The 21992-nt window shown below is 68.4% G+C and carries 23 protein-coding genes and 1 riboswitch; of the genes, 17 read left to right on the forward strand and 6 right to left on the reverse strand.

Going from position 1 to position 21992, the window contains the following annotated elements; translation table 11 throughout:
* Positions 1-19 precede the first annotated feature (19 nt).
* The 3 genes from D7325_RS19135 to D7325_RS16595 all read right to left on the reverse strand — a co-directional run bounded on the left by D7325_RS19135 (position 20) and on the right by D7325_RS16595 (position 2657).
* A complete protein-coding gene (locus tag D7325_RS19135; protein WP_162988065.1) occupies positions 20-184 on the reverse strand; it encodes a hypothetical protein in 165 nt (54 codons plus the stop codon).
* A 92-nt stretch (positions 185-276) separates the two neighbouring features.
* The gene (gene trmA, locus D7325_RS16590; RefSeq protein WP_120997563.1) at positions 277-1362 is read right to left on the reverse strand and encodes a tRNA (uridine(54)-C5)-methyltransferase TrmA; all 1086 of its coding nucleotides are present in this window, start codon (positions 1360-1362) and stop codon (positions 277-279) included.
* Complete coding sequence (locus D7325_RS16595) at positions 1359-2657, reverse strand: NCS2 family permease (RefSeq protein WP_120997564.1); 1299 nt, start codon at positions 2655-2657, stop codon at positions 1359-1361. The genes trmA and D7325_RS16595 overlap by 4 nt, the downstream gene beginning before the upstream one ends.
* Positions 2658-2893: 236 nt before the next feature.
* Between D7325_RS16595 and D7325_RS16600 the strand changes: the two genes are divergently transcribed.
* From D7325_RS16600 to D7325_RS16620, 5 genes are all read left to right on the forward strand, one after another.
* Positions 2894-3874, forward strand: coding sequence for an XdhC family protein (locus D7325_RS16600; RefSeq protein WP_120997565.1), 981 nt, complete (start codon positions 2894-2896; stop codon positions 3872-3874).
* Complete coding sequence (locus D7325_RS16605; RefSeq protein ID WP_177431806.1) at positions 3867-4487, forward strand: nucleotidyltransferase family protein; 621 nt, start codon at positions 3867-3869, stop codon at positions 4485-4487. The genes D7325_RS16600 and D7325_RS16605 overlap by 8 nt, the downstream gene beginning before the upstream one ends.
* A gap of 110 nt (positions 4488-4597) precedes the next feature.
* Positions 4598-5128 carry a (2Fe-2S)-binding protein gene (locus D7325_RS16610; protein WP_120997567.1) on the forward strand — a complete coding sequence of 177 codons (531 nt, stop codon included), beginning with the start codon at positions 4598-4600 and terminating at the stop codon, positions 5126-5128.
* Positions 5125-6111, forward strand: coding sequence for an FAD binding domain-containing protein (locus D7325_RS16615; protein ID WP_120997568.1), 987 nt, complete (start codon positions 5125-5127; stop codon positions 6109-6111). Before D7325_RS16610 ends, D7325_RS16615 begins: the two co-directional genes overlap by 4 nt.
* Positions 6108-8306: a xanthine dehydrogenase family protein molybdopterin-binding subunit gene (locus D7325_RS16620; protein WP_120997569.1), complete on the forward strand. Its 2199-nt coding sequence runs from the start codon at positions 6108-6110 to the stop codon at positions 8304-8306. The genes D7325_RS16615 and D7325_RS16620 overlap by 4 nt, the downstream gene beginning before the upstream one ends.
* 327 nt (positions 8307-8633) lie before the next feature.
* Here D7325_RS16620 and D7325_RS16625 read toward each other — a convergent pair whose 3' ends face one another.
* The gene (locus D7325_RS16625) at positions 8634-9872 is read right to left on the reverse strand and encodes an MFS transporter (RefSeq protein WP_120997570.1); all 1239 of its coding nucleotides are present in this window, start codon (positions 9870-9872) and stop codon (positions 8634-8636) included.
* A 146-nt stretch (positions 9873-10018) separates the two neighbouring features.
* Between D7325_RS16625 and D7325_RS16630 the strand changes: the two genes are divergently transcribed.
* Positions 10019-10501 carry an acyl-CoA thioesterase gene (locus tag D7325_RS16630; RefSeq protein ID WP_120997571.1) on the forward strand — a complete coding sequence of 161 codons (483 nt, stop codon included), beginning with the start codon at positions 10019-10021 and terminating at the stop codon, positions 10499-10501.
* Positions 10502-10650: 149 nt separating this feature from the next.
* On the opposite strand, the gene D7325_RS16635 is transcribed toward D7325_RS16630, so the two are convergent.
* On the reverse strand, positions 10651-11778 hold the full coding sequence (locus D7325_RS16635) for a methyltransferase (RefSeq protein ID WP_120997572.1): 1128 nt from the start codon (positions 11776-11778) through the stop codon (positions 10651-10653).
* Positions 11779-11872: 94 nt separating this feature from the next.
* Between D7325_RS16635 and D7325_RS16640 the strand changes: the two genes are divergently transcribed.
* The 11 genes from D7325_RS16640 (at position 11873) to D7325_RS16690 (ending at position 20021) form a co-directional block, all read left to right on the forward strand.
* On the forward strand, positions 11873-12649 hold the full coding sequence (locus tag D7325_RS16640) for a ferredoxin--NADP reductase (RefSeq protein ID WP_120997573.1): 777 nt from the start codon (positions 11873-11875) through the stop codon (positions 12647-12649).
* Between the two features lie 52 nt (positions 12650-12701).
* A riboswitch (FMN riboswitch) is annotated at positions 12702-12845 on the forward strand.
* Between the two features lie 115 nt (positions 12846-12960).
* The gene (locus tag D7325_RS16645) at positions 12961-13626 is read left to right on the forward strand and encodes a riboflavin synthase (protein WP_120997574.1); all 666 of its coding nucleotides are present in this window, start codon (positions 12961-12963) and stop codon (positions 13624-13626) included.
* An 11-nt stretch (positions 13627-13637) separates the two neighbouring features.
* On the forward strand, positions 13638-14729 hold the full coding sequence (gene ribBA / locus D7325_RS16650) for a bifunctional 3,4-dihydroxy-2-butanone-4-phosphate synthase/GTP cyclohydrolase II (protein ID WP_120997575.1): 1092 nt from the start codon (positions 13638-13640) through the stop codon (positions 14727-14729).
* A 173-nt stretch (positions 14730-14902) separates the two neighbouring features.
* Entirely contained in the window at positions 14903-15379 is a 477-nt protein-coding gene (ribH, locus tag D7325_RS16655; RefSeq protein WP_120997576.1) for a 6,7-dimethyl-8-ribityllumazine synthase, read from the forward strand.
* Positions 15376-15861 (forward strand): transcription antitermination factor NusB, encoded by a 486-nt coding sequence (nusB, locus tag D7325_RS16660; RefSeq protein WP_120997577.1) that lies wholly within the window; start codon positions 15376-15378, stop codon positions 15859-15861. Before ribH ends, nusB begins: the two co-directional genes overlap by 4 nt.
* Positions 15862-15874: 13 nt before the next feature.
* The gene (gene thiL, locus D7325_RS16665; protein WP_120997578.1) at positions 15875-16828 is read left to right on the forward strand and encodes a thiamine-phosphate kinase; all 954 of its coding nucleotides are present in this window, start codon (positions 15875-15877) and stop codon (positions 16826-16828) included.
* Between the two features lie 51 nt (positions 16829-16879).
* On the forward strand, positions 16880-17380 hold the full coding sequence (locus tag D7325_RS16670) for a phosphatidylglycerophosphatase A family protein (RefSeq protein WP_120997579.1): 501 nt from the start codon (positions 16880-16882) through the stop codon (positions 17378-17380).
* Between the two features lie 65 nt (positions 17381-17445).
* Entirely contained in the window at positions 17446-18090 is a 645-nt protein-coding gene (locus D7325_RS16675) for a retropepsin-like aspartic protease family protein (RefSeq protein WP_120997580.1), read from the forward strand.
* A gap of 73 nt (positions 18091-18163) precedes the next feature.
* Complete coding sequence (ribA, locus tag D7325_RS16680; protein ID WP_120997581.1) at positions 18164-18781, forward strand: GTP cyclohydrolase II; 618 nt, start codon at positions 18164-18166, stop codon at positions 18779-18781.
* On the forward strand, positions 18778-19191 hold the full coding sequence (locus tag D7325_RS16685) for a hypothetical protein (RefSeq protein WP_120997582.1): 414 nt from the start codon (positions 18778-18780) through the stop codon (positions 19189-19191). The genes ribA and D7325_RS16685 overlap by 4 nt, the downstream gene beginning before the upstream one ends.
* Positions 19188-20021, forward strand: coding sequence for a cobalamin-binding protein (locus D7325_RS16690; protein ID WP_120997583.1), 834 nt, complete (start codon positions 19188-19190; stop codon positions 20019-20021). Before D7325_RS16685 ends, D7325_RS16690 begins: the two co-directional genes overlap by 4 nt.
* On the opposite strand, the gene D7325_RS16695 is transcribed toward D7325_RS16690, so the two are convergent.
* On the reverse strand, positions 20018-21901 hold the full coding sequence (locus D7325_RS16695; RefSeq protein ID WP_120997584.1) for a TonB-dependent receptor domain-containing protein: 1884 nt from the start codon (positions 21899-21901) through the stop codon (positions 20018-20020). The two genes, D7325_RS16690 and D7325_RS16695, sit on opposite strands and share 4 nt — an antisense overlap.
* Positions 21902-21992 lie beyond the last annotated feature (91 nt).

Below are 21992 nucleotides of genomic sequence, written 5' to 3' on the forward strand. Positions count from 1 at the left end.
TTGCGTTAACGACAGACGATCAGGCGCTGGCCGTCAGGGCGGGCCGGGGCGTCTGGGGTAGGGGCTCCTTACCGAGGCGGGCAGGGCGGCCGCCGGCAAGCCGGGCCTGGCGCCAGGCCGCAAGGCCGGTGTCGGCGGAAACGGGGGTGTTGCTGCGAGCGATCAGGCGTTCGAGCTTGCTCATGGGGCCTCCTGTCGGACCGGGTGCCGGTGGAGGCACCCTAACAAGCGACGGATGACCGAATGGTGTCAGCACGGGGCGCTGCCGATGGGCGGCTAGCGCCGCTCGAGCAGCACGCCGGCTTCCATGTGGTGGGTATAGGGGAACTGGTCGAACAGCGCGCTGCGGGTTACCCGGTGGGTGTCGTGCAATTGCGCGATGTTGGCCGCCAGCGTCTGCGGGTTGCAGGAGATGTAGAGGATGCGCTCGAAGCGCCGGGTGAGTTCGCAGGTGTCGCGGTCCATGCCGGCACGCGGCGGGTCGACGAACACGGTGCCGAAGTCATAGCGCTTCAGATCGATCCCGGCGAGCCGGCGGAACGGCCGCACCTCGTTCAGCGCCTGGGTCAGCTCTTCGGCCGACAGGCGCACCAGCGCGACGTTGTCGATGCCGTTGTCGGCCAGGTTCGCCAGCGCGGCGTTGACCGAGCTCTTGCTGATCTCGGTCGCCAGCACGCGGCGCACGCGGGTGGCCAGCGGCAGGGTGAAGTTGCCGTTGCCGCAGTACAGTTCCAGCAGGTCGTCGTCCCGCTCGCCGAGCGCCTCGTAGGCCCAGCCGAGCATCTTCTGGCAGACCTCGCCGTTGGGCTGGCTGAAGGCACCCTCGGGCTGGCGGTAACGGTAGGAGCGGCCTGCGACCTCGAGCGTTTCTTCCACGTAGTCCCGTCCGATGACCAGCCGCTGGCCGCGCGAGCGCCCCACGAGGCTGGCGCCGAGCGAGGCGGACAGTGCCTCGGCTTCGGCCCGCCAGCTGTCGTCCAGAGGGCGATGGTAGGCGAGGGTGATCAGCGCATCGCCCGCCAGCGTGGTCAGGAATTCGACCTGGAACAGCTTGAAGCTCAGCGCCTCGCTCGCCTGCCAGGCCGCCTTCAGCGGCGGCATCAGTTCATTGATGCGCCGGCTGGCGACCGGGAAGGTGTCGAGCAGGATCGGCGTGTGCTTGTCGCCCGGGGCGAACATGGCGTAGTGACGCTCTTCGCCCTCGCGCCACAGGCGGAACTCGGTGCGCAGCCGATAATGCTCGCGCGGCGACTCGAAGACCTGCGGCGCCGGTGCGTCGAAGGGGGCCAGCAGCTCGATCAGGCGCTGGCGCTTGTCGTCCAGTTGCGCGGCATAGCCCGCGGCGTCGACCGAGCCGGTCATGCGTTGGTGCCGAAGGCGAACTTGACGATGAAGATCGCCGCGAGGATTACCAGCGCCGCGTTCAGGTCCTTGAAGCGTCCGGCCAGCGCCTTGATCACGACCCAGGTGATGAAGCCGAACGCAATGCCGTTGGCGATCGAGAAGGTCAGCGGCATCGCCAGCGCGGTGATCACCACGGGCGCGGCGACGGTGATGTCGTCCCAGTCGATTTCGGCGAGGCCCGAGGTCATCAGCACGGCGACGAACAGCAGCGCCGGCGCCGTGGCGAAGGCCGGCACGGTGCCGGCCAGCGGGGCGAAGAACAGCGCCAGCAGGAACAGCGCTGCGACGACCACGGCGGTCAGGCCGGTGCGCCCGCCCGCCGCGGCACCGGCCGCCGACTCGATGTAGCTGGTGGTGGTGCTGGTGCCCAGCAGCGAGCCGCCCATCGCGGCGGTACTGTCGGCGATCAGGGCGCGACCCATCTTTGGCAGGTGGCCGTCCGGGGTCATCAGGCCGGCGCGCTTGGCGACGCCGATCAGGGTGCCGGTGTTGTCGAACAGGTCGACGAACAGGAAGGCGAAGATCACGCTGATCATGCCGACGTCCAGCGCGCCGGCGATATCCAGTTGCAGGAAGGTCGGCGCCAGCGACGGCGGCATCGACACCACGCCGGCGAAGGGCGTGATGCCCAGCAGCACGGCGATGGCCGTGACGACGAGGATGCCGATCATCACCGCACCGGTCACCCGCAGGGCTTCCAGCGCGACGATCAGCACGAAGCCCAGGATCGCCAGCAGCGGGCCGGGGGCGGTGAGGTCGCCGAGGCCGACCAGGGTCGCCGGGTTGGCGACCACCAGACCCGCTTCCTTCAGCGCGATCAGCGCCAGGAACAGGCCGATGCCGGCGGCAATCGCCGAGCGCAGCGGCAGCGGGATGCTGTTCACGATCCACTCGCGGATGCGGAAGATCGACAGCAGGAAGAACAGCGTCGCCGAAATGAACACCGCGCCCAGTGCCACCTGCCAGCTGTAGCCCATGTGCAGCACGACGGTGTAGGTGAAGAAGGCGTTCAGGCCCATGCCCGGCGCCAGGGCGATCGGGTAGTTGGCGATCAGCCCCATGATCGCCGAGCCGATGGCGGCGGCCAGGCAGGTCGCGACGAACACCGCCCCCTTGTCCATGCCGGTTTCGCCGAGGATCGCCGGGTTGACGAAGAGGATGTAGGCCATCGTCAGGAAGGTGGTGAGACCGGCGAGGATCTCGGTACGCACGGTGGTGCCGTGCGCGTTGAGTTGGAACAGCTTTTCCAGCATGGCGATTCCCCTGGGTTGTGCCGCTGCGGTGCGTGAGGGCGGTTCTTGTTATGGCATTCCGACCGGAGCGGCCGGAAAAAGGCCGGCATCTTACACCGGCTGCCGGCGCCTTGAGCGCGGCGTTCAGGGCGTGATGGCGGACGATCCTGCCAGTGCGCGGCGCAACGGGCGAACTTGTCCGCGGGCCGCCGGGTCTGTCCCCAAGACTCTAGCCGAAGCGATCGAACGGGGCGCGAATGGACACTGTGGATCTGGCGGTATTGCGCCGCGCGCGGGACTGGTTGGCCGACGGGCACCGCGTCGTCCTCTACACCGTGGTGGAAACCTGGGGCAGCGCGCCGCGACCCGTTGGCGCGCTGCTGGCCCTGCGCGAAGACGGGCGCGTGGAAGGCTCGGTCTCCGGCGGCTGCGTGGAGGACGACCTGCTCGCTCGCCTGCCCACCGCCGCAACCGAGCATGGCCGCGCCTGCCGGCTGATCACCTACGGCGTCACGCGCGAGGAAACCGCCCGCTTCGGCCTGCCCTGCGGTGGCACGCTGCGCCTGGTCGAGGAGCCGCTCGGCGAGGGCGCCTGGCTCGGCGAGCTGATCGAGCGTTGCGAAGCCCACCAGCGGGTGGTGCGTCGGCTCGATCTCGACAGCGGGCGCGTGACGCTCGCCCAGGTCGAACGGACCGCTCCGCTGCGATTCGATGGCCAGACGCTCGAGGCCGGCTTCGGGCCGAGCTGGCGGCTGCTGCTGATCGGCGCCGGGCAACTGTCGCGCTACGTCGCCGACCTGGCCGGGCCGCTCGGCTTCGAGGTGTCGATCTGCGACCCGCGCGAGGCCTACGCCCATGACTGGCCGGCCGGGCAGGCGCGCTTCGTCGACGGCATGCCGGACGACGCGGTGCTGGCCATCGAGCCCGACCCGCACACGGCGATCGTCGCCCTGACCCACGACCCGCGGCTGGACGACATGGCATTGCTCACCGCCCTGCAATCGCGCGCCTTCTATGTCGGCGCCCTGGGTTCGCGGCGCAACAATGAGGCGCGCAAGGGCCGTCTGCGCTCGCTCGGGCTTCCCGCGGAGGCGGTCGAGCGGTTGCATGGGCCGATCGGGCTGCCGATCGGCAGCCGCACGCCGGCGGAGATCGCCCTGTCGCTCATGGCCGAGGTCGTGGCCTGCAAGAACGGCCTGCGCCTGGGTGCGACCGAGGCTGCCCGCCGCTGTGCCTGAGCCGCGCGATGGCGTGGTGACGCTGCTGCTGGCCGGTGGGCTCGGCAGCCGGTATCGGCAGGAGGATGACCGCGACAAGCTGCTCGTGCCCAGCGCCGGGGCGGGCTCGCGACCGGTGCTCGAGGCAGCGATCGAGACGTTGCGGGGCCTGACCGAGCGGCTGGTGGTGGTCGCGCGGGCCGACAATCGGCCGCTGTGCGAGCGGCTCGAGATCTGGCGGCGCTCGCGGGCATTCGATGTGTTGTCGGTAGACACGCGTGGCCTGGGCCATAGCCTGGCGCAGGGGGTTGCCGCCTGTCCGGCTGCGCGAGGCTGGCTGGTGGCGCTCGGCGACATGCCCTATGTGCGACGCGACACCCTGGCCACGCTCGTCGCGCACATCGAACCCGATCGTCTGTTGCTGCCGGTGCACGACGGGCAGCCGGGGCACCCGCGCGGCATTGGCGCTCGCCATCGGTCGGCCTTACTGGCGCTCGACGGCGACCGAGGCGCGCAGGCGTTGTTCACTGAGTCGCCCGTTCTGCGGTTGCCCGTGCAGGACGCCGGCGTGCTGCGCGATATCGACCGTCCGGGCGATCGGACGGATCGGGCGTCGGGCCAAGCCGACGGCTGAACGTTTGCCGCCGCGGGGCAGTCGTAACCCCGACAACGCAGACGATCGGCGCCGATCGGTACGTCTGCCATGTACGCACGGAAGCGCCACCGCCAAACCGTGAGGCCCGCATGAGCGCCACTACCCCCATCCCGGAGGCCGACGGCATCGCCGCCTGCCCCGTCAGCCTCGAACTCAACGGCCAGCGTCGACACCTCGACATCGAACCCTGGACCACGCTGCTCGACCTCCTGCGGGATCGCCTGGCCATGACCGGCACCAAGAAGGGCTGCGACCACGGCCAATGCGGCGCGTGCACCGTGCTGGTCGATGGCAAGCGGGTGAACGCCTGCCTGACCCTCGCGGTGATGTGCGACGGCAAGCAGGTCACCACCATCGAGGGGCTGGCACGCGGTGACGAATTGCACCCGATCCAGCAGGCCTTCATCGACCATGACGCCTTCCAGTGCGGCTACTGCACGCCGGGGCAGATCTGCTCGGCGGTCGGCATGGTGAATGAAGGGCGCGCGCGGAGTCGCGACGACATCCGCGAGCAGATGAGTGGCAACATCTGTCGTTGCGGCGCCTACCCGCACATCCTCGAGGCGATCGAAGACGCCCTGCCGGCGGCCAGGGCCTGGGCCGGGGAGGGCGAGCGATGAATCCGTTCAGCTACGCACGGCCTGCCTCGGTCGACGACGCGGTGAAGCTCGCCGGGCCGGACGCGCGCTTCATCGCCGGCGGCACCAACCTGCTGGACCTGATGAAGGAAAACGTCCTGCGGCCCCGGCAACTGATCGACATCACCCACCTGCCGCTGCGCGAGGTGGCGGCGAGTGGCAACGGCGGCCTGCGCGTCGGGGCGCTGGTCAGCAACGCCGACCTCGCCTGGCACCCGGAGGTCGAGGCGCGCTATCCGCTGTTGTCGCAGGCCATTCTGGCCGGCGCCTCGGGCCAGCTTCGCAACATGGCGACCACCGGCGGCAACCTGCTGCAACGCACCCGTTGCTGGTACTTCTACGACACCGGCACGCCCTGCAACAAACGCGAGCCGGGCTCGGGCTGCGGCGCGCGCGATGGCGTCAACCGGATGAACGCCATCCTCGGGGCCAGCGACGCCTGCGTCGCGGTGCACCCGTCGGACATGTGCGTGGCGCTGGCCGCGCTGAAAGCCACCGTGCACGTGCAGGGACGGCAGGGTGCCCGCGAGATCGCCTTCGCCGACTTCCATCGCCTGCCGGGCGACGAGCCGCAGCGCGACAACGTGCTCGCCGACGATGAGTTGATCACCGCCATCGAGCTGCCCGCCGAAGGCTTCGCCACGCATTACCGCTACCTCAAGGTGCGCGAGCGTGCGTCCTACGCCTTCGCCCTGGTGTCCGTCGCCGTCGCGCTGGAGATGGACGGTGACACCGTTCGCCAGGCGCACGTCGCCCTCGGTGGGGTCGCCCATAAGCCCTGGCGGCGCGAAGAGGCCGAGGCCCTGCTGGTGGGCCAGCGCGCCGATGACACCCATTTCGCCGCGGCGGCCGACGCGCTCCTCGCCGGCGCGCAGCCCCTCGCCTACAACGCCTTCAAGGTCGAACTCGCCCGCCGCGCCATCATCCGTGCGCTCGACGAGGCAGCCAGAGGAGTGACCCGATGAACAGCACCTCACCCATCGGCCAGCCGCTCCCACGGGTCGACGGCCGCCTCAAGGTCACCGGACAGGCGAAGTACGCCGCCGAATTCGAGATTCCCGGGCTGCTGCACGGCAGCGTGGTCAACAGCACCATCGCCCGCGGTCGCGTCAGGCGCATCGATACCACCGCGGCCGAGGCCGTCGCCGGCGTGGTGCTGGTGCTGACCCACGAAAATCGCCCGCCGGTCGCCAGTTACGACGAGCCCTACCAGGACGACGATGCCGCCGACGGCTCGCCGTTCCGCCCGCTGTACAACGATCGGGTGCTCTACAGCGGCCAGCCGCTGGCGCTGGTCGTCGCCGAAAGCCTGGAGCTGGCGCGCTACGCCGGCTCGCTGGTGCGCATCGAATATGACGTCGAGCCGCACCAGACCGACCTCGCCGCGGTGCGCGAGCAGGCCCACCCCGCGCCGGAAGAGGTCCCCTCGCGCGGCGACTTCGAGGCGGCGTACCGTGGCGCGCCGTTGCAGATCGACCATGAGTACGGCACACCCATCGAGCATCACAACCCGATGGAGCCGCACGCCTCGACGGTGCACTACCAGCCGGGCGACGAGCTGATCATCCATGACAAGACCCAGGGCGTGCAGAACTGCATGCGCTATGTCGAAGGGGTGTTCGGCCTCGAGGGCAAGGTGCAGGTGCATTCGCCCTTCGTCGGCGGCGCCTTCGGTTCGGGGCTGCGGCCGCAGTATCAGTTGCCGCTGGCGGTGATGGCCGCACTCAAGCTCAAGCGCTCGGTGCGGGTGGTCCTCAAGCGGCAGCAGATGTTCACCTTCGGCTACCGGCCGCGCACGTTGCAGCGCCTGGCCATCGGCTTCTCGCCGAACGGCCGGCTGGAGGCGCTGCACCACGGTTCGCTCGGGCAGACGTCGCGCTTCGAGGACTTCACCGAGCATGAGGTCGAGTGGTCCGGGGCGCTGTATGCCTGTGACAACGTCCAGCTCGAGTACAGGCTCGGATCGCTCGACGTCTACACGCCGATCGACATGCGCGCCCCCGGCGCGGCGATCGGCGTCTATGCGCTGGAAGCGGCGATGGACGAGGTGGCCTACGCGGCGGCGATCGACCCGCTGCAACTGCGGCTGCGCAACTACACCGAGATCAATGGCAACCAGGGCAAACCCTATTCGAGCAAGGAGCTGTGCGCCTGCTACGAGCAGGGCGCCGAGCGTTTCGGCTGGTCGCGCAGGCCGCTCGAAGCGCGCAGCATGCGCGACGGGCATGAGCTGATCGGCTGGGGCATGGCGACCGGCGTCTGGGAGGCGATGCAGATGCCCGCCAGTGCCAAGGCATGCCTGGCGGCGGACGGTCGGCTGATCGTCAGCAGCGCCACGGCCGACATCGGCACCGGCACCTACACGGTGATGACGCAGATTGCGGCCAGCGCCCTCGGCCTGCCGATGGACCGCGTGGAGTTTCGCCTGGGTGACTCGCGTTTCGCCCAGGCACCGCTCGAAGGCGGCTCGGCAACGGTCTCGTCGGTCGGCAGCGCGGTGCACCAGGCCTGCGTCGGCCTGCGGGAGAAGATCCTCGACGCGGCCCAGCAGTCGCCGGCCTCGCCCTTCACCGGGGCCAGCCTCGACGATGTGGCGTTCGAAGACGGCGAACTGGTGCTCAAGCGCGAGCCGGCGCGGCGCGTGCCGCTGACGCAGCTCATCCAGACCAGCGGCACCCTCGAGGCCGAGGCGAGCGTCAAGCCCGGCGACGAGCGCGAGAAGTACGCCACCGGCACGCACTCGGCGATCTTCGTCGAAGTCCGCGTGGACGAGGCCCTCGGCACGGTGCGCGTGACCCGCGTGGTCAGCGCCGTCGCCGCCGGCAAGGTAATCAATCCGAAGACGGCTGCCAGCCAGATCCTGGGCGGCGTGGTCTGGGGCATCGGCATGGCCCTGCACGAGGAAACCTGGACCGACCACCGGCTGGGTCGCTACATGAACCACAACCTGGCCGAGTATCACGTTCCGGTGAACGCCGACATCCATGACATCGACGTGTTCTTCGTCGAGGAGCAAGACAGCGTGGTGAACGACCTTGGCTCCAAGGGCGTCGGCGAGATCGGCATCGTCGGCGTGGCCGCGGCGGTGGCTAACGCCATCTACCACGCCACCGGCAAGCGCGTGCGGGACCTGCCGATCACGCCGGACAAGCTGCTCTGAATGCCGGGTAGCGCGGGAAGGCTGGACGACAAGCGTAGGGTGGATGACGGCACAGCCTCATCCACGCGTCCGGTCGGACCCGCACCAAGCTCGCCATGGCCACCGGGCGCCACCGCGGGCCACAGTGGAAAACGCTCCGCGGTTTTCCACCCTACGGCCCTAAAGCGAGCACCGTAGGGTGGACGACGGCGAAGCCTCGTCCACGTGTCGCCAGGACCGTAGGGCGGATTCAGGAGCGAAGCGAACAATCCGCCGGGGCGGTGCACAAACGAAGCCCCGCGCCGAATACCGGTGCATTGCTGCGCGAATGCACCCTGCGGATGCGCATCAGCCAGCCTGCTCCGGCTTCAACTCGCTCAAGCGATCGCGCTTGGCCAGCGTCGGGAAGAGCTTCATCCACAGCCCCGTCACCACCAGCGTGCCGGCGCCGCCGAGAACCACCGCCGGCACGGTGCCGAACCACGCCGCGGTCAGGCCCGACTCGAATTCGCCGAGCTGGTTCGAGGCGCCGATGAACAGCCCGTTGACGGCGCTCACCCGGCCGCGCATCTCGTCCGGCGTCTCGAGCTGCACGAAGGCGCCCCGAATGACCATGCTGATCATGTCTGCCGCGCCCAGCACCGCCAGTACCGCCAGCGAGAACCAGAACGACGTCGACAGGCCGAAGGCGATCGTCGCCACGCCGAACACGCCAACCGAGATGAACATGATCCGCCCGACCTGACGCTGAATCGGAAAGCGCGCCAGCCAGAACGCCATCGCCAGCGCGCCCACCGCCGGGGCCGAGCGCAACAGGCCCAGCCCCCAGGGGCCCGTGAGCAGAATGTCCTTGGCGAACACCGGCAACAGTGCCGTGGCACCGCCGAGCAGCACGGCGAACATGTCCAGCGAGATGGCGCCGAAAACGTCCGGCCGGCTGCGAATGAAGCGAATCCCGGCAAGCAGGCTGTGCAGGCTGGCCTTCTCCTGCTTCAGCGGTTTCTGCCGCGCCGGCAGGCTCAGCATCAGGCACACGGCCAGCGCGTAGAGCGCGACGCTCGGCCCGTAGGCCCAGACTTCGCCGAACGCGAACAGCAAGCCGCCGAGGGCCGGCGCGACGATGGTGGCGGTCTGCATGGCTGACGCCGAGGCCGCTACCGCCGCGGGAAACAACCCCGGCGGCACGATGTTGGGCAGCAGCGCCTGGGTGGTCGGCATCTCGAAGGCGCGGGCGGTGCCGAAGATGAAGGCGATCGCGAAGATCATCTCCCGCGTCACGCTGTCGTTGAGGCTGCCGATCACCAGCGCCAGCGCCGTCAGGCCCTGCACGGTCTGGCACAGCGCGGCGACCTTGCGGCGGTCGAAGCGGTCGGCGACGTGCCCGGTGTGCAGCATGAAGAGCACCCGCGGCAGGAACTCCACCATGCCGACGAGGCCCAGGTCGAGCACGCTGCCGGTCAGCGCATAGAGGTGCCAGCCGATTGCCACGGTGATCATCTGAAACGCGCTGGCCGTGAACACCCTGGCGAACCAGAATTTGAGAAAGGGGCGGTGGCGACGCAGTTGCAGGGAGGTTTCGACGGACATGGCGGGCGGGTTCGGACGTGCTGGCGGCGGGCCGCCGAGGCTAGCACGGACACGGCCGCCCGGCGCGCAGCCCGCAAGCATAGCGGGCGCTGATCGCCCACACGTGCGCTACAGTGCAGCGACCCTCACCGCGATGGAGTCGCGCCATGCTACCCGGCAATACCGAGCTGACCATGACCGTCCTGATGACGCCCGACATGGCCAATTTTTCCGGCAACGTGCATGGCGGCACGCTGCTCAAGTACATGGATGAAGTCGCCTATGCCTGCGCCAGCCGCTATGCCGGGCACTACGTGGTGACCCTGTCGGTCGATCAGGTGACCTTTCGTCAGCCGGTGCACGTCGGCGAGCTGGTCACCTTCCTGGCCTCGGTGAACTTCACCGGCAATACCTCGATGGAAATCGGCATCAAGGTGATCGCCGAGCACATCCGCAACAAGACGGTCCGGCACTGCAACAGCTGCTTCTTCACCATGGTGGCGATGGGCGAGGACGGCAAGCCGACCCCGGTTCCGTCGCTCGACCCGCAGACCCCCAACCAGCGCCGTCGCTGCGTGCAGGCGCAGCAGCGACGGGCGATACGGCAGGAGCTGGAAGCGCGGTATCGGGAAATGAAAGGCAGCTATTGATCGGCATCGGCATCGGCATCGGCGCCGGTGGACGCGTGGATAAGGCTTCGCCGTTATCCACCCTAGGGTGTCTGTAAGCGTGGGAAGCCAGGGTTACCGAGTGCCGGACGTCGGGTGGAAAGCCGCGCCACGTTTTCCACCGCGAAGCCTCACCCCTTGGTCGCCCGCAGGATGACGAATTTCGGCGTCGCGCCGACCTGCTCAACCCCGCCGAACAGGCGCTTGAGCTTCTGGTGGTAGCCCAGGTGGCGGTTGCCGACGATCCACAGCTCGCCGCCCTTGACCAGCGCCGCACGCGCTTGCTGGAACATGCGCCAGGCGAGGAAGTCGCCGACCACCTGCTGCTGGTGGAACGGCGGGTTGCACAGCACAAGGTCCAGCGATTGCGGCGGCTGCTCGGCCAGGCCGTCGCCGGCACGGACGTCGGCCGGTCGCTCGCCCAGCGCCGCGTGCCAGTTGGCCTGGGCCGACTGCACCGCCATGTAGCTTTCGTCGACCAGCGTCAGCTCCGCCTGCGGATTGCCGAGTGCGTAGACGATCCCCAGCACGCCATTGCCGCAACCGAGATCGGCGACCCGCAGGTGGCCGAGCGCGCGCGGCAGATGCGGCAGAAAGGCGCGGGTGCCGATGTCCAGCCCGTCGCGGCAGAAGACGTTGGCGTGGTTGATGAGCGTCAGCGGCGGTTGGTCGAGCCGGTAGGCGGACGGATAGGGCGAGGTCGGCGCAGGCTTGGCTTCGGGCGTCGCGAACAGCAGCCGCGCCTTCTTGACCGCCAGGGAGGCCTGCACCGGCCCGATGTAGCGTTCCAGCAGATCGCCGGCCGCGCGCGGCAGGTGCTTGATCATCCCGGCGGCGACCACCCGAACGCCCGGCGCCAGCTGGCCGTGCAGGCGGATCAGCTGTTCCTCCAGCAGGGCCAGCGTCTTGGGCACGCGGACCAGCACCCAGTCGAACGGCCCCTGGGCCATCTCGCTGGCCGGGACGAAGGTCACGCCGTCTTCGGCGAGCCCGTTGCGCGCAAGGTTCTTCCTCAGCGCCAACTGCCCGAGGTAGGAATCGCCGCTGCTCGTCACGACCGCGCGACCGGCGAGCGAGCTGGCCAGCGCACCGAACGCGTCGTTGAGCACTAGCACCCGATCGCCCGCCGCGAGCCCTTGCTCATGCAGGTGCGACAACAGGTACTCGTCGGCCGCATCGAAGGCCTGCAAGGGCTCGTTGGCCTGCTCCGGCTGGCGGATCAGGTCGAGGCGGGCGAACGGCGATTCGAGAATAGGCATGGAAACTGGCGGTGTTTGTCGGCGTCGGAATGCAGTATCAAGACGACTGGTGGCCGTGAGGGTCGCCGCCGTCCAGTCCGAAAGGGAGCGCAGTATGACCGTCAGCGAAGAGAAGTTCACCCGCCAACGCCTGCTCGAAGTCGAGACGCTCACGCCCAATCTGTTCACCCTGCGCACGACCCGCGATCCGGGCTTTCGCTTTCGCGCCGGGCAGTTCGCGCGGCTGGGCGTGCGCAAGCCCAGCGGCAGCATCGTGTGGCGGGCCTATTCGATGGTCTCGGCGCCGCATGACGAGTTTCTCGACTTCTTCTCGATCGTCGTGCCGGACGGCGAGTTCACCAGCGAGCTGAGCCGCCTGCGTCCCGGCGATGAACTGCTGGTCGACAAGCAGGCCTTCGGCTACCTGACGCTCGACCGCTTCCCGGACGGCCGCGACTTGTGGCTGCTGGCGACGGGCACGGGCGTCGCGCCCTTCATTTCCATTCTTCAGGACCTCGAGGTGTGGGACCGTTTCGAACGCATCGTGCTGGTCTACAGCGCGCGGGAGGCACGCGAGCTGGCCTATCAGGAGCTGATCCGCACGCTGCCCGAGCGCGACTACCTGGAAGGCGTCCGTGCACGACTGACCTACCTGCCGGTGGTGACGCGCGAGCAGGTGCCGGGCGCGCTGCACGGCCGCATTACCACGCTCATTCCCAGCGGCGAGCTGGAGCGGGCGGCGGAGCTGAAGCTGGAGCCGGAACACTCGCGCATCATGCTCTGCGGCAACCCGCAGATGATCGAAGACACCCGGCTGCTGCTCAAGTCGATGGACATGAACCTCGCGCTGACCCGCAAGCCCGGTCAGGTGGCGGTGGAAAACTACTGGTGAGCTGACCCGGTCGGTGAACTGTGGTAAAAACGCCGCCGGGCCGAACGGCCCGTTACGTTCTCAGGGCGGGGTGCAATTCCCCACCGGCGGTGATGACGCGATGCGTCCAGCCCGCGAGCGCTTGCCCACGGCAAGGTCAGCAGATCCGGTGCGATTCCGGAGCCGACGGTCATAGTCCGGATGAGAGAGAGCGGGATGCCTCGACAGGTGTCGTCCGTGCGCCTGTCCGATCCCTTTTCGATCGCACGCCCTGTTTTTCATAAACAGGAGTTCGTTTTCATGTTCGTTTCCCACCTCGTCGGAGAGCTGCCATGTTCACCGGCATAATCGAAGCCATCGGTACCATCCGCGCGCTCACCCCCAAGGGCGGCGACGTCCGCGTGCGGGTCGAGACCGGCAAGCTGGACCTGTCCGACGTCAAGCTCGGCGACAGCATCGCGGTCAACGGCGTCTGCCTGACCGCGGTCGAGCTGCCGGGCGACGGCTTCTGGGCCGACGTCAGCCGCGAGACGCTGGCCCGCACCGCGTTCATCGACCTCAAGGCCGGCAGCCGCGTCAACCTGGAAAAGGCCCTGACGCCGACCAGCCGGCTTGGCGGGCACCTGGTAAGCGGCCACGTCGATGGCGTCGGCGAGATCGTCGCGCGCGACGAGAACGCGCGTGCCGTGCAATTGCGCGTGCGTGCGCCGGCCGAGCTGGCCAGATACATCGCCATGAAAGGCTCGATCACGGTCGACGGCACCAGCCTGACGGTCAATGCGGTCGATGGCGCCGAGTTCGAGCTGACCATCGTTCCGCACACGCTGGCCGAGACCATCATGGTCGACTACCGGCCGGGGCGGCAGGTCAACCTCGAAGTCGACCTGCTGGCGCGCTACCTCGAGCGCCTGCTGCTCGGCGACAAGGCGGCGGAGCCGGTGAAGAAGGCGTCCTCGCTGACCGAACATTTCCTGGCCGAACACGGCTACCTGAAGTAGGAACTGCCCAGATGGCACTCAACAGCATCGAAGAACTCGTCGAAGACATCCGCCAGGGCAAGATGGTCATCCTCATGGATGACGAGGACCGCGAGAACGAAGGCGACCTGATCATGGCCTCCGAATGCGTGCAGGCCGAGCACATCAACTTCATGGCGCGCTTCGCCCGCGGCCTGATCTGCATGCCGATGACGCGCGAGCGTTGCGAGACGCTCAAGCTGCCGCTCATGGCGCCGCGCAACGGTTCGGGCTTCGGCACCAAGTTCACGGTCTCGATCGAAGCGGCCGAAGGCGTCACCACCGGCATCTCCGCCGCCGACCGCGCGCGGACCGTGCAGGTCGCCGCCGCCAAGTTCGCCAAGGCCGACGACATCGTCAGTCCCGGCCACATCTTCCCGCTGATGGCGCAGGCCGGTGGCGTGCTGGCCCGCGCCGGCCATACCGAAGCGGCGTGCGACCTGGCGCGCATGGCCGGCTTCGAGCCGACCGGCGTGATCTGCGAAATCATGAACGACGACGGCACCATGGCCCGCCGGCCGGAGCTGGAAGTCTTTGCGCAGGAGCACGGCATCAAGATCGGCACCATCGCCGACCTGATCCACTACCGGCTGATCCACGAACACACCATCGAGCGCGTCGCCGAGCAGCCGCTGGATACCGAGCTCGGCCAGTTCAGCCTGGTGACCTACCGGGATTCGGTCGAGGGCGACGTGCACATGGCGCTGGTGCTCGGCCAGATCCGCAAGGACGAGCCGACGCTGGTGCGCGTCCACAATATGGACCCGCTGCGCGACCTGCTGATGGTGCGCCAGGCCGGACGCTGGAGCCTGCGCGCGGCGATGGCCAAGGTGGCCGAGGCCGGCAGTGGCGTGGTGCTGCTGCTGGGTCATCCGCTGGACAGCGAGGACCTGCTCGCCCACGTCCGCGAAGGCAACGCCGGGCAGCCGTCGAAGACGCCGAGCACCTACAGCACGGTGGGCGCCGGTTCGCAGATCCTGCGCGACCTGGGCGTTCGTCGGATGCGGCTGATGAGTTCGCCGGTGCGCTTCAACGCAATATCCGGCTTCGATCTCGAGGTTGTAGAATACCTGCCCGCTGAATGACGGCGGCCGGTGCAAGGGGTGTCTCGACCGTTATCGAGACGCCCTGAAGGTCGGGCAGGACGAGGATCGCCGCGCGGTCATCGCCCACCCGACCGTCCCGCAAGGACGGGGACGACGATTTCTTTCGGTGCGCACCGCGCGCCGGCTCTTTAAACGCATTACGAGACCCGCTCATGTCCCTGAAGACCATCGAAGGTACCTTCATCGCCCCCAAGGGCAAGTTCGCCCTGGTCGTTGGCCGCTTCAACAGCTTCGTGGTTGAAAGCCTGGTCAGCGGCGCCGTCGACACCCTGGTTCGCCACGGCATCGGCGAAGACAACATCACCATCATCCGCGCGCCGGGTGCATTCGAAATCCCGCTGGTCTCGCAGAAGGTCGCTCAGCAGGGCGAGTACGACGCCATCATCGCGCTGGGCGCGGTCATCCGTGGCGGCACCCCGCACTTCGAATACGTCGCGGGCGAGTGCACCAAGGGCCTGGCGCAGGTCTCCATGGAGTTCGGCGTGCCGGTCGCCTTTGGCGTGCTGACCGTCGATTCCATCGAGCAGGCGATCGAGCGCTCCGGCACCAAGGCCGGCAACAAGGGCGCCGAAGCCGCGCTTTCCGCCCTGGAAATGGTCAGCCTGCTGGCGCAGTTGGAGGCCAAGTGAGCCTGAATCGCGACGACAGCCCGGACGCCGAACCGGCCAAGCCCGCCAAGGGCAAGATCGCCATGCGCCGCGTCGCCCGCGGCCTGGCCATGCAGGCGCTCTACCAGTGGCAGATGGCGGGCCAGTCGCTGAACGAGATCGAAGCGCAGTTTCGCGTCGACAACGATTTCGCCGGCGTCGACGGGCCGTACTTCCATGAGCTGCTGACCGGCGTGGCGCATGACAAGACCGACATCGACGGCGCCATCGCCCCGCATCTCGATCGTCCGCTGGACGAGCTCGATCCGGTCGAACTGGCCATCCTGCGGCTGTCGACCTACGAGCTGAAGCATCGCCTCGACGTACCGTACCGGGTCGTGATCAACGAAGGCATCGAGCTGGCCAAGGTCTACGGCGCCACCGACGGGCACAAGTTCGTCAACGGCGTCCTGGATAAGCTGGCCCCGCAGCTGCGCAGCGCCGAAACGCGCGAACGGCGCTGACCGACACGCCGGCATGGGTGAGTTCGAACTGATCCGCCGCTACTTCGCCACCGCGTCCTGTGCCAGGGCCGGTGGCGAAGTCGTATTGGGCATCGGCGACGACTGCGCGCTGCTGGCGGTGCCGGCGGGCGAGGTGCTGGCGATTTCGACCGATACCCTGGTGGCCGGCGTGCATTTCCCCGAGGGCTGCGATCCGTTCCTGCTTGGCCAGCGTGCACTGGCGGTCTCGGCCAGCGATCTGGCGGCGATGGGGGCGGCACCGATCGGCTTCACCTTGGCGTTGACGCTGCCGGCGGTCGAGCCGGTATGGCTCGAAAGGTTCGCCCGTGGACTCGAGCGCATGGCGAGTCGCTGCGCATTGCGGTTGGTGGGCGGCGACACAACGCGCGGGCCGCTGACGCTGACCCTGACCGTGTTCGGCCGCGTACCCGAGGGCGCCGCGCTCCGGCGCGATGGCGCACGTCCCGGCGATCTGGTCTGCGTCGGTGGCGGGCCGCTGGGCGACGCCGCCGGTGCGTTGCCGCTGGTGCTGGGCCAGCGGAGCGCCGCACCCGCTGTCGCCAAGCCGCTGCTGGATCAGTACTGGCAGCCGCTGCCGCAGCTTGCGCTCGGCCAGGCCTTGCGCGGCAGGGCGAGCGCGGCACTGGACATATCCGATGGCTTGCTCGCCGATTGCGGGCACCTGGCGACCGCTTCCGGCGTTGCATTGTTCATCGACGCGCCGCGGGTGCCGCGCTCGGCCGAACTGGTCGACTTCATGGGCGAGGAGGCCGCATTCGCCTGCGCGCTCGCCGGTGGCGACGACTACCGGCTGGCCTTCACCCTGCCGCGCCAGCACCTGGCCGCGCTGGCCTCGGACTGGCCGATCACGGTCATTGGCGAGGTGCGGGACGGCGCGGGTGTTCACCTGCTCGATGCGCAGGGCCGGGCGATGGAGCCGCCGCGGCGTGGCTACACCCATTTCTGAGAGAGACGCGCCGGCGCGGAGTGCGCCAGGCGATTGCACGAGGACAGTGCCTTGACCGATCCACTTCAGGCGCCGGCCACGCCGGTCCCGCTCTCCATCTGGAGCAACCCCTGGCATAACCTCGCATTCGGCTTCGGTGCTGGTGGCATGCCCAGGGCGCCGGGGACCTGGGGCACGCTCGTCGGTCTGCCGTTCGTATTGCTCTGGGCCTCGCTCCCGCTGTGGGGCCAAGGGCTCGTGCTGGTCGCGTCGATCGTTTTCGGCGTCTGGCTGTGCGGCAAGGTCGCGCGCGAGCTGGGCGTCCACGACCACGAAGGCATCGTCTGGGACGAGATGGTCGGCATCTGGCTGACCTGCTTCCTGCTGCCGGCCGAACCGCTCTGGCTGGCGCTGGGCTTCGTCGTGTTCCGCGTGATGGACATCGCCAAGCCCTGGCCGATCAGTTGGGCCGACCGCCATGTGCATGGCGGCTTTGGCATCATGCTGGACGACGTGCTGGCCGGGGTCGCCGCCTGGGGCGTGATGCAGGCTTTCGTCTGGGCCTGGGCATGATCCGCTTCGCAACGCCGCTCCAGCGGCCTCTGCCAGGCCGGCGCTTTTTCACAAGGACACCGCGCATGCGTATTCGGGTTTTGCTCGCTGCGACACTGGGTTTGTTGCCTGCGCTCGGTCTGGCGCAGCCGCAGGTTCAGGTGGTCGGCTTGTTTCCCGGCGCGGCGGTGCTCACCGTCGATGGCCAGCGCAAGCTGGTGCGTGTCGGACAGACCGGTCCGGGCGGCGTACAGGTAGTGAGCGTGGACGGGCAGGGCGCTCGGCTGCGGGTCGATGGCGTCGAGCGGCATTACCCGCTGGGTCGCGAGTACAGCGCCGGGTTCGCCGCGCCCACCGCCACCAGCGTGTCGATCGCCCGCGGCGCCGGCGGACACTACTGGATCGCCGGCTCGATCGACGGACACGTCACGCAGTTTCTGGTCGACACCGGTGCCACCTCGGTGGCGATGAACGAAGCCCACGCGCGGCGCCTCGGGCTCGATTACCGCACCCAGGGTCGTCGCATCACCGTCAATACGGCGTCCGGAACGGCGCGCGCCTGGAGCCTTCGGCTCGACAGCGTGAAGGTCGGGGCGATCGAAGTGCTGGGGGTCGATGCGGTGGTCATCGAGGGTGGCGCGCCGAGCGAAATGCTCCTGGGCATGAGCTTCCTCAACCGCGTCCGCTGGCGCGAAGAACAAGGCACGCTGAGGCTCGAGTCGCGGCTGTAACGGCCGACCGACTGCCAGCCGCGGTGCAGCTTGCTGTTACACTATCCGCTCTTTTTTCTCTGGAGTTCCTCCGGTGTCCGTCGTGTTCGTCGCTGCTTGCCAACTCCCCACCCCCTTCGGGGTATTCACCATGCACGGGTTCCTCGATCAGGACACCGGCAAGGAGCATGTCGCGCTGACCCTGGGTGACGTGGCGGACGGCCGGCCCGTGCTTGGTCGCCTGCATTCCGAGTGCCTGACCGGCGATGCCCTGTTCAGCCTGCGTTGCGATTGCGGCTTCCAGCTCGAGGCGGCGCTCAAGGCGATTGCCGATGAAGGCCGCGGCGTGCTGCTGTATCTCCGGCAGGAGGGTCGTGGCATCGGCCTGCTGAACAAGGTTCGTGCCTATGAATTGCAGGATGCCGGCGCCGACACGGTGGAGGCGAACGAGCGACTCGGCTTCGCGCCGGACCAGCGCGATTACGCGATCTGCCGGCCGATGCTGGCGCACCTCGGCATCAGTGAAATCAAGCTGATGACCAACAACCCACGCAAGGTCAACGCCTTGCAGGGCTTTGGCATTCGCATTTCCGAGCGCCGTCCGCTGCAGGTCGCGCACAACCCGCACAACCAGAAGTACCTGGCCACCAAGGCCGGCAAGCTTGGACATCTGCTGGGCGAGATTCACCAGGGCGAAGCCGAGCAGTCGTGATCGCGGCGGCAGCCCGGCGCCGGTTGCGGCGCCAGCAGTGGCTGGCCGGCATGGTCATGCTGGCCGCGCCGTTGCTGGCTTCGTCGCTGCCGTCCGCGGGGCTTCCCGCCTGGATCGGCCCGGTGTTCTTTGTCGCGGGGCTTGCCGCCTTCTTCCCCAGCCTGCCGTATTTCAAGGCGTACAAGCATGCGCTGATCGCCACCGGGCAGGCGCTGGGTAGCGATGCCGAGGCGCAAGCCTGGGCACATCTCGTACAGGCCCAGCGAGCCGGTCTCGCGGTGGCGGCGGCGCCTGCGCTCGTCGCGGCAGCGGGCTTGCCGCTCGGCCTGGAACCGGTCGCCGCGCTGCTGCTGACAGGCGCAAGCCTGACGCTCTGGCTGCTGTACCGCTTGCCTCGGTTGCTGCAATGAGGCGGTGGCTCGTCTGTCTGCTCGGTTGCTTGCTCGGTGGCCTGCTGGTGCTGCCGCTGCAGGCGGCAGAGCGGGTGGTCAGCCTTGCCCCGTCGCTATCCGAAATCATGCTCGAGCTGGGTGCCGAGGATCGTCTCGTCGGCGTACTCGACGGCGGCGAGCGTCCGGCCGCCCTGGCCGGCATTCCCTCCGTGGGGCGCTACGGGCGCGTCGAGATGGAGACCCTGCTCAGCCTGTCACCCGACCTGGTCCTGCTCTGGCCCGACAGCATCGGTGCCGGCGAGCGCCGCCAGCTCGAACAGTTCGGGATTCCGCTGTTGATCGTCGAGCCCCATCGCCTCGAAGACCTCGCCGAGGGCGTGCAACGGATCGCCGATGGCATCGGCCTGCCGGCGCGGGGCCATGCGCGCGCGGAAGCGGTACGCGAGCGGCTGAAGGCGCTGGAAGAACGCTATCGCGACGCCGAGCCGCTGTCGGTCTTCTATCAGATCTGGGACCAGCCGCTATACACGGTCGGCGGCAACCAGATCATCAGCGATGCGCTGGAAACCTGCGGGGCACGGAATGTCTTCGCCGACCTTGAGCTGCCTGCGCCGCAGGTCGGCATCGAAGCCGTACTGGCGCGCGACCCCGATGTCATCGTCGTCAGCGAACCGCGGCTGGCCGAGGCCTGGAAGGCCTGGCCGCAACTGAGTGCGGTGCGCGAGGGCCAGGTGTGGGCCGTGCCGGACCGTGGCCTCGAACGGCCCAGCCTGCAGATGCTCGCGGCGACCGAGCGGTTGTGCGAGCGGCTGGACGCCGCCCGCATCGCCCTCGATACCGCCGATTAGAAGGTCGGCGTCCAGGTCATGCCCAACAGGGCGGTGGTGCCGGCCGTCTCGTACACCTCGCGCGCGCCGAAGCCCCGGTAGGTGGTTTCGACATAGTCGTTGCCCAGCAGGTTGGCGATCTTGATGTCGAATTCCAGCGTTGGGGTGGCGTTCCAGCTGCCGCGCACGTCGACCACACCGTAGCCGCCTATGCGTACGTCGTTGGCGGCGTCGTCATAGCGGCTGCTGACCAGCCGCCAGGTGCCGCCGACGCCGAAGGCGCCGAACCGACGGTCAAGATCGAGCGACGCCGTGCGCTTGGCGCGGCGAGGCAGGACATGCCCGCTGTCACGGTCGCGCGGGTCCAGGATGCCGACGGCCAGGCGCGTCTGCCAACCCAGCAGCGTTTCCTGGTAGGTCGCCTCGAAGCCGTTCACCCGAGCGGTCTGCACGTTGCGCGGGATGTCGGTGAAGACAATCGCGTCTTCGAGGTCGATGCGGTAGAGCGAGGCTTCCAGCGACCCGGTCTCGCTGAAGGCATGCCGCCACTGGGCTTCATAGCTGCGCGAGGTCTCGGGTTGCAGGTCCGGGTTGGCGCTGGCGAAGCAGCCGAAGCCCGGGTAGCAGTAGTCCGGGTAGTAGAGGTCGTTAAAGGTCGGCGCGCGGAAGCCTTCGCTGTAGGACAGGATCAGTTGGTCCGCGTCGCCAAGCGGCAGGGTAAGCGCACCGCTCCAGGTGTTCACGCTGCCGAACTGCTCGTTGTCGTCATGGCGCAGCCCCAGCTCGGTGGCGAAGGCTTCGCCCTGGTAACGGTGCTGAATGAAGGCGGCCTGGTTCCAGCGCGACTCCTCGACGAAGGTCGTGGTGGCATGCAGGCGGTCTTCGTACCAGTCGGCGCCCAGCAGCAGCTGGTGCGCCGGGGCCAGTTGCAGCGTATTCACCCAGCTGGCCGAGTCTCGGTAGGTGTTGTACGTGTAGAAATCGCTGGCCGCGGCAAACGACGCATCGTTGCCGGTGTCGCGCTTGTCTTCGCTGTGCCCGATTTCCAGCCGGCTGTGCCAGCGGTCGAGCAACTGGGCGCTGAAGAAGGCCGACGCCGCGCTGAGCTGATAGTCGTCATATGGGGCGGTGCCCGCGTAGATGTCATCGAACTCGACCTGCCCGCGTTGATCGAGCAGCGACAGCCCCGCCTCGGCGCGCTCGCTGAACCGGTGCGTCACGTTGAGGCTCAGCGAGCGCTTGCGCAGGGCGTCGTCGTCGCCGCTTTCGCCAAGCTCGCTCTGGGTGATATCGAAGCCCTCGCTTTCGCTCAGGCTCGCACCGAGGTGCACGCGCGTCTGCTCCGTGCCGCCGGAAACGCCAAGGCTGCGCTCGAAAGTACCGTCGCTGCCGGCGGCCAGGCGCAGGTAGGGGTGGGCGCCTGCGCGGTCGGCGCGACGCGTGAAAATCTGTACGACGCCGCCGATGGCATCGGAGCCATAGAGCGCCGAGCGCGTGCCGCGCACCACTTCGATTCGCTCGATCTGGCTCGGGTCGAGAAACTCCAGGCTCGCCGCGCCATTGCTGGCGGCCGCGATCCGCTGTCCGTCCACCAGCACCAGCGTTTGTGCGCTGGACATGCCGCGGATGAACAGACCGGTGACGTTGCCAGCGCCGCCATTGCGCACGACGGTCGCCCCCGGCACGCGCTCCAGCAGCTCGCCGACGGACCGCGGACGAAGCCGTTCGATGTCGGCGCGGGTGAACACCGTGGTGGCGGCCGTCGCATCGCTACGGGCCTCGCCGACACGACCGGACGTGACGACCAGCGCCGGGAGATCGACCTGTGCGTCGTCGGCGAACGCCTGCATGGAAACGGGACTGGCCAGCGCAACGGCCAGGGCAAGACGGGACAGCTTCATGGAGATTCCTCAAAAGAAAGAGACTTTCGAGGAGGGCAGGGGCAAGGGCGGACAGCCGGAGGGCGAGCCAGCGCTTGACGGTGATGCCCTC

The sequence above is a fragment of the Stutzerimonas urumqiensis genome (genome assembly GCF_003640395.1).
Taxonomy (GTDB): domain Bacteria; phylum Pseudomonadota; class Gammaproteobacteria; order Pseudomonadales; family Pseudomonadaceae; genus Stutzerimonas; species Stutzerimonas urumqiensis.

Excerpts from the sequence above, each read along its gene's own strand:
- D7325_RS19135 (WP_162988065.1), bottom strand. The coding sequence starts at position 184 with ATGAGCAAGCTCGAACGCCTGATCGCTCGCAGCAACACCCCCGTTTCC.
- trmA (WP_120997563.1), bottom strand. The coding sequence starts at position 1,362 with ATGACCGGCTCGGTCGACGCCGCGGGCTATGCCGCGCAACTGGACGAC.
- D7325_RS16595 (WP_120997564.1), bottom strand. The coding sequence starts at position 2,657 with ATGCTGGAAAAGCTGTTCCAACTCAACGCGCACGGCACCACCGTGCGT.
- D7325_RS16600 (WP_120997565.1), top strand. The coding sequence starts at position 2,894 with ATGGACACTGTGGATCTGGCGGTATTGCGCCGCGCGCGGGACTGGTTG.
- D7325_RS16610 (WP_120997567.1), top strand. The coding sequence starts at position 4,598 with ATGAGCGCCACTACCCCCATCCCGGAGGCCGACGGCATCGCCGCCTGC.
- D7325_RS16615 (WP_120997568.1), top strand. The coding sequence starts at position 5,125 with ATGAATCCGTTCAGCTACGCACGGCCTGCCTCGGTCGACGACGCGGTG.
- D7325_RS16620 (WP_120997569.1), top strand. The coding sequence starts at position 6,108 with ATGAACAGCACCTCACCCATCGGCCAGCCGCTCCCACGGGTCGACGGC.
- D7325_RS16625 (WP_120997570.1), bottom strand. The coding sequence starts at position 9,872 with ATGTCCGTCGAAACCTCCCTGCAACTGCGTCGCCACCGCCCCTTTCTC.
- D7325_RS16630 (WP_120997571.1), top strand. The coding sequence starts at position 10,019 with ATGCTACCCGGCAATACCGAGCTGACCATGACCGTCCTGATGACGCCC.
- D7325_RS16635 (WP_120997572.1), bottom strand. The coding sequence starts at position 11,778 with ATGCCTATTCTCGAATCGCCGTTCGCCCGCCTCGACCTGATCCGCCAG.
- D7325_RS16640 (WP_120997573.1), top strand. The coding sequence starts at position 11,873 with ATGACCGTCAGCGAAGAGAAGTTCACCCGCCAACGCCTGCTCGAAGTC.
- D7325_RS16645 (WP_120997574.1), top strand. The coding sequence starts at position 12,961 with ATGTTCACCGGCATAATCGAAGCCATCGGTACCATCCGCGCGCTCACC.
- ribBA (WP_120997575.1), top strand. The coding sequence starts at position 13,638 with ATGGCACTCAACAGCATCGAAGAACTCGTCGAAGACATCCGCCAGGGC.
- ribH (WP_120997576.1), top strand. The coding sequence starts at position 14,903 with ATGTCCCTGAAGACCATCGAAGGTACCTTCATCGCCCCCAAGGGCAAG.
- thiL (WP_120997578.1), top strand. The coding sequence starts at position 15,875 with ATGGGTGAGTTCGAACTGATCCGCCGCTACTTCGCCACCGCGTCCTGT.
- D7325_RS16675 (WP_120997580.1), top strand. The coding sequence starts at position 17,446 with ATGCGTATTCGGGTTTTGCTCGCTGCGACACTGGGTTTGTTGCCTGCG.
- D7325_RS16690 (WP_120997583.1), top strand. The coding sequence starts at position 19,188 with ATGAGGCGGTGGCTCGTCTGTCTGCTCGGTTGCTTGCTCGGTGGCCTG.
- D7325_RS16695 (WP_120997584.1), bottom strand. The coding sequence starts at position 21,901 with ATGAAGCTGTCCCGTCTTGCCCTGGCCGTTGCGCTGGCCAGTCCCGTT.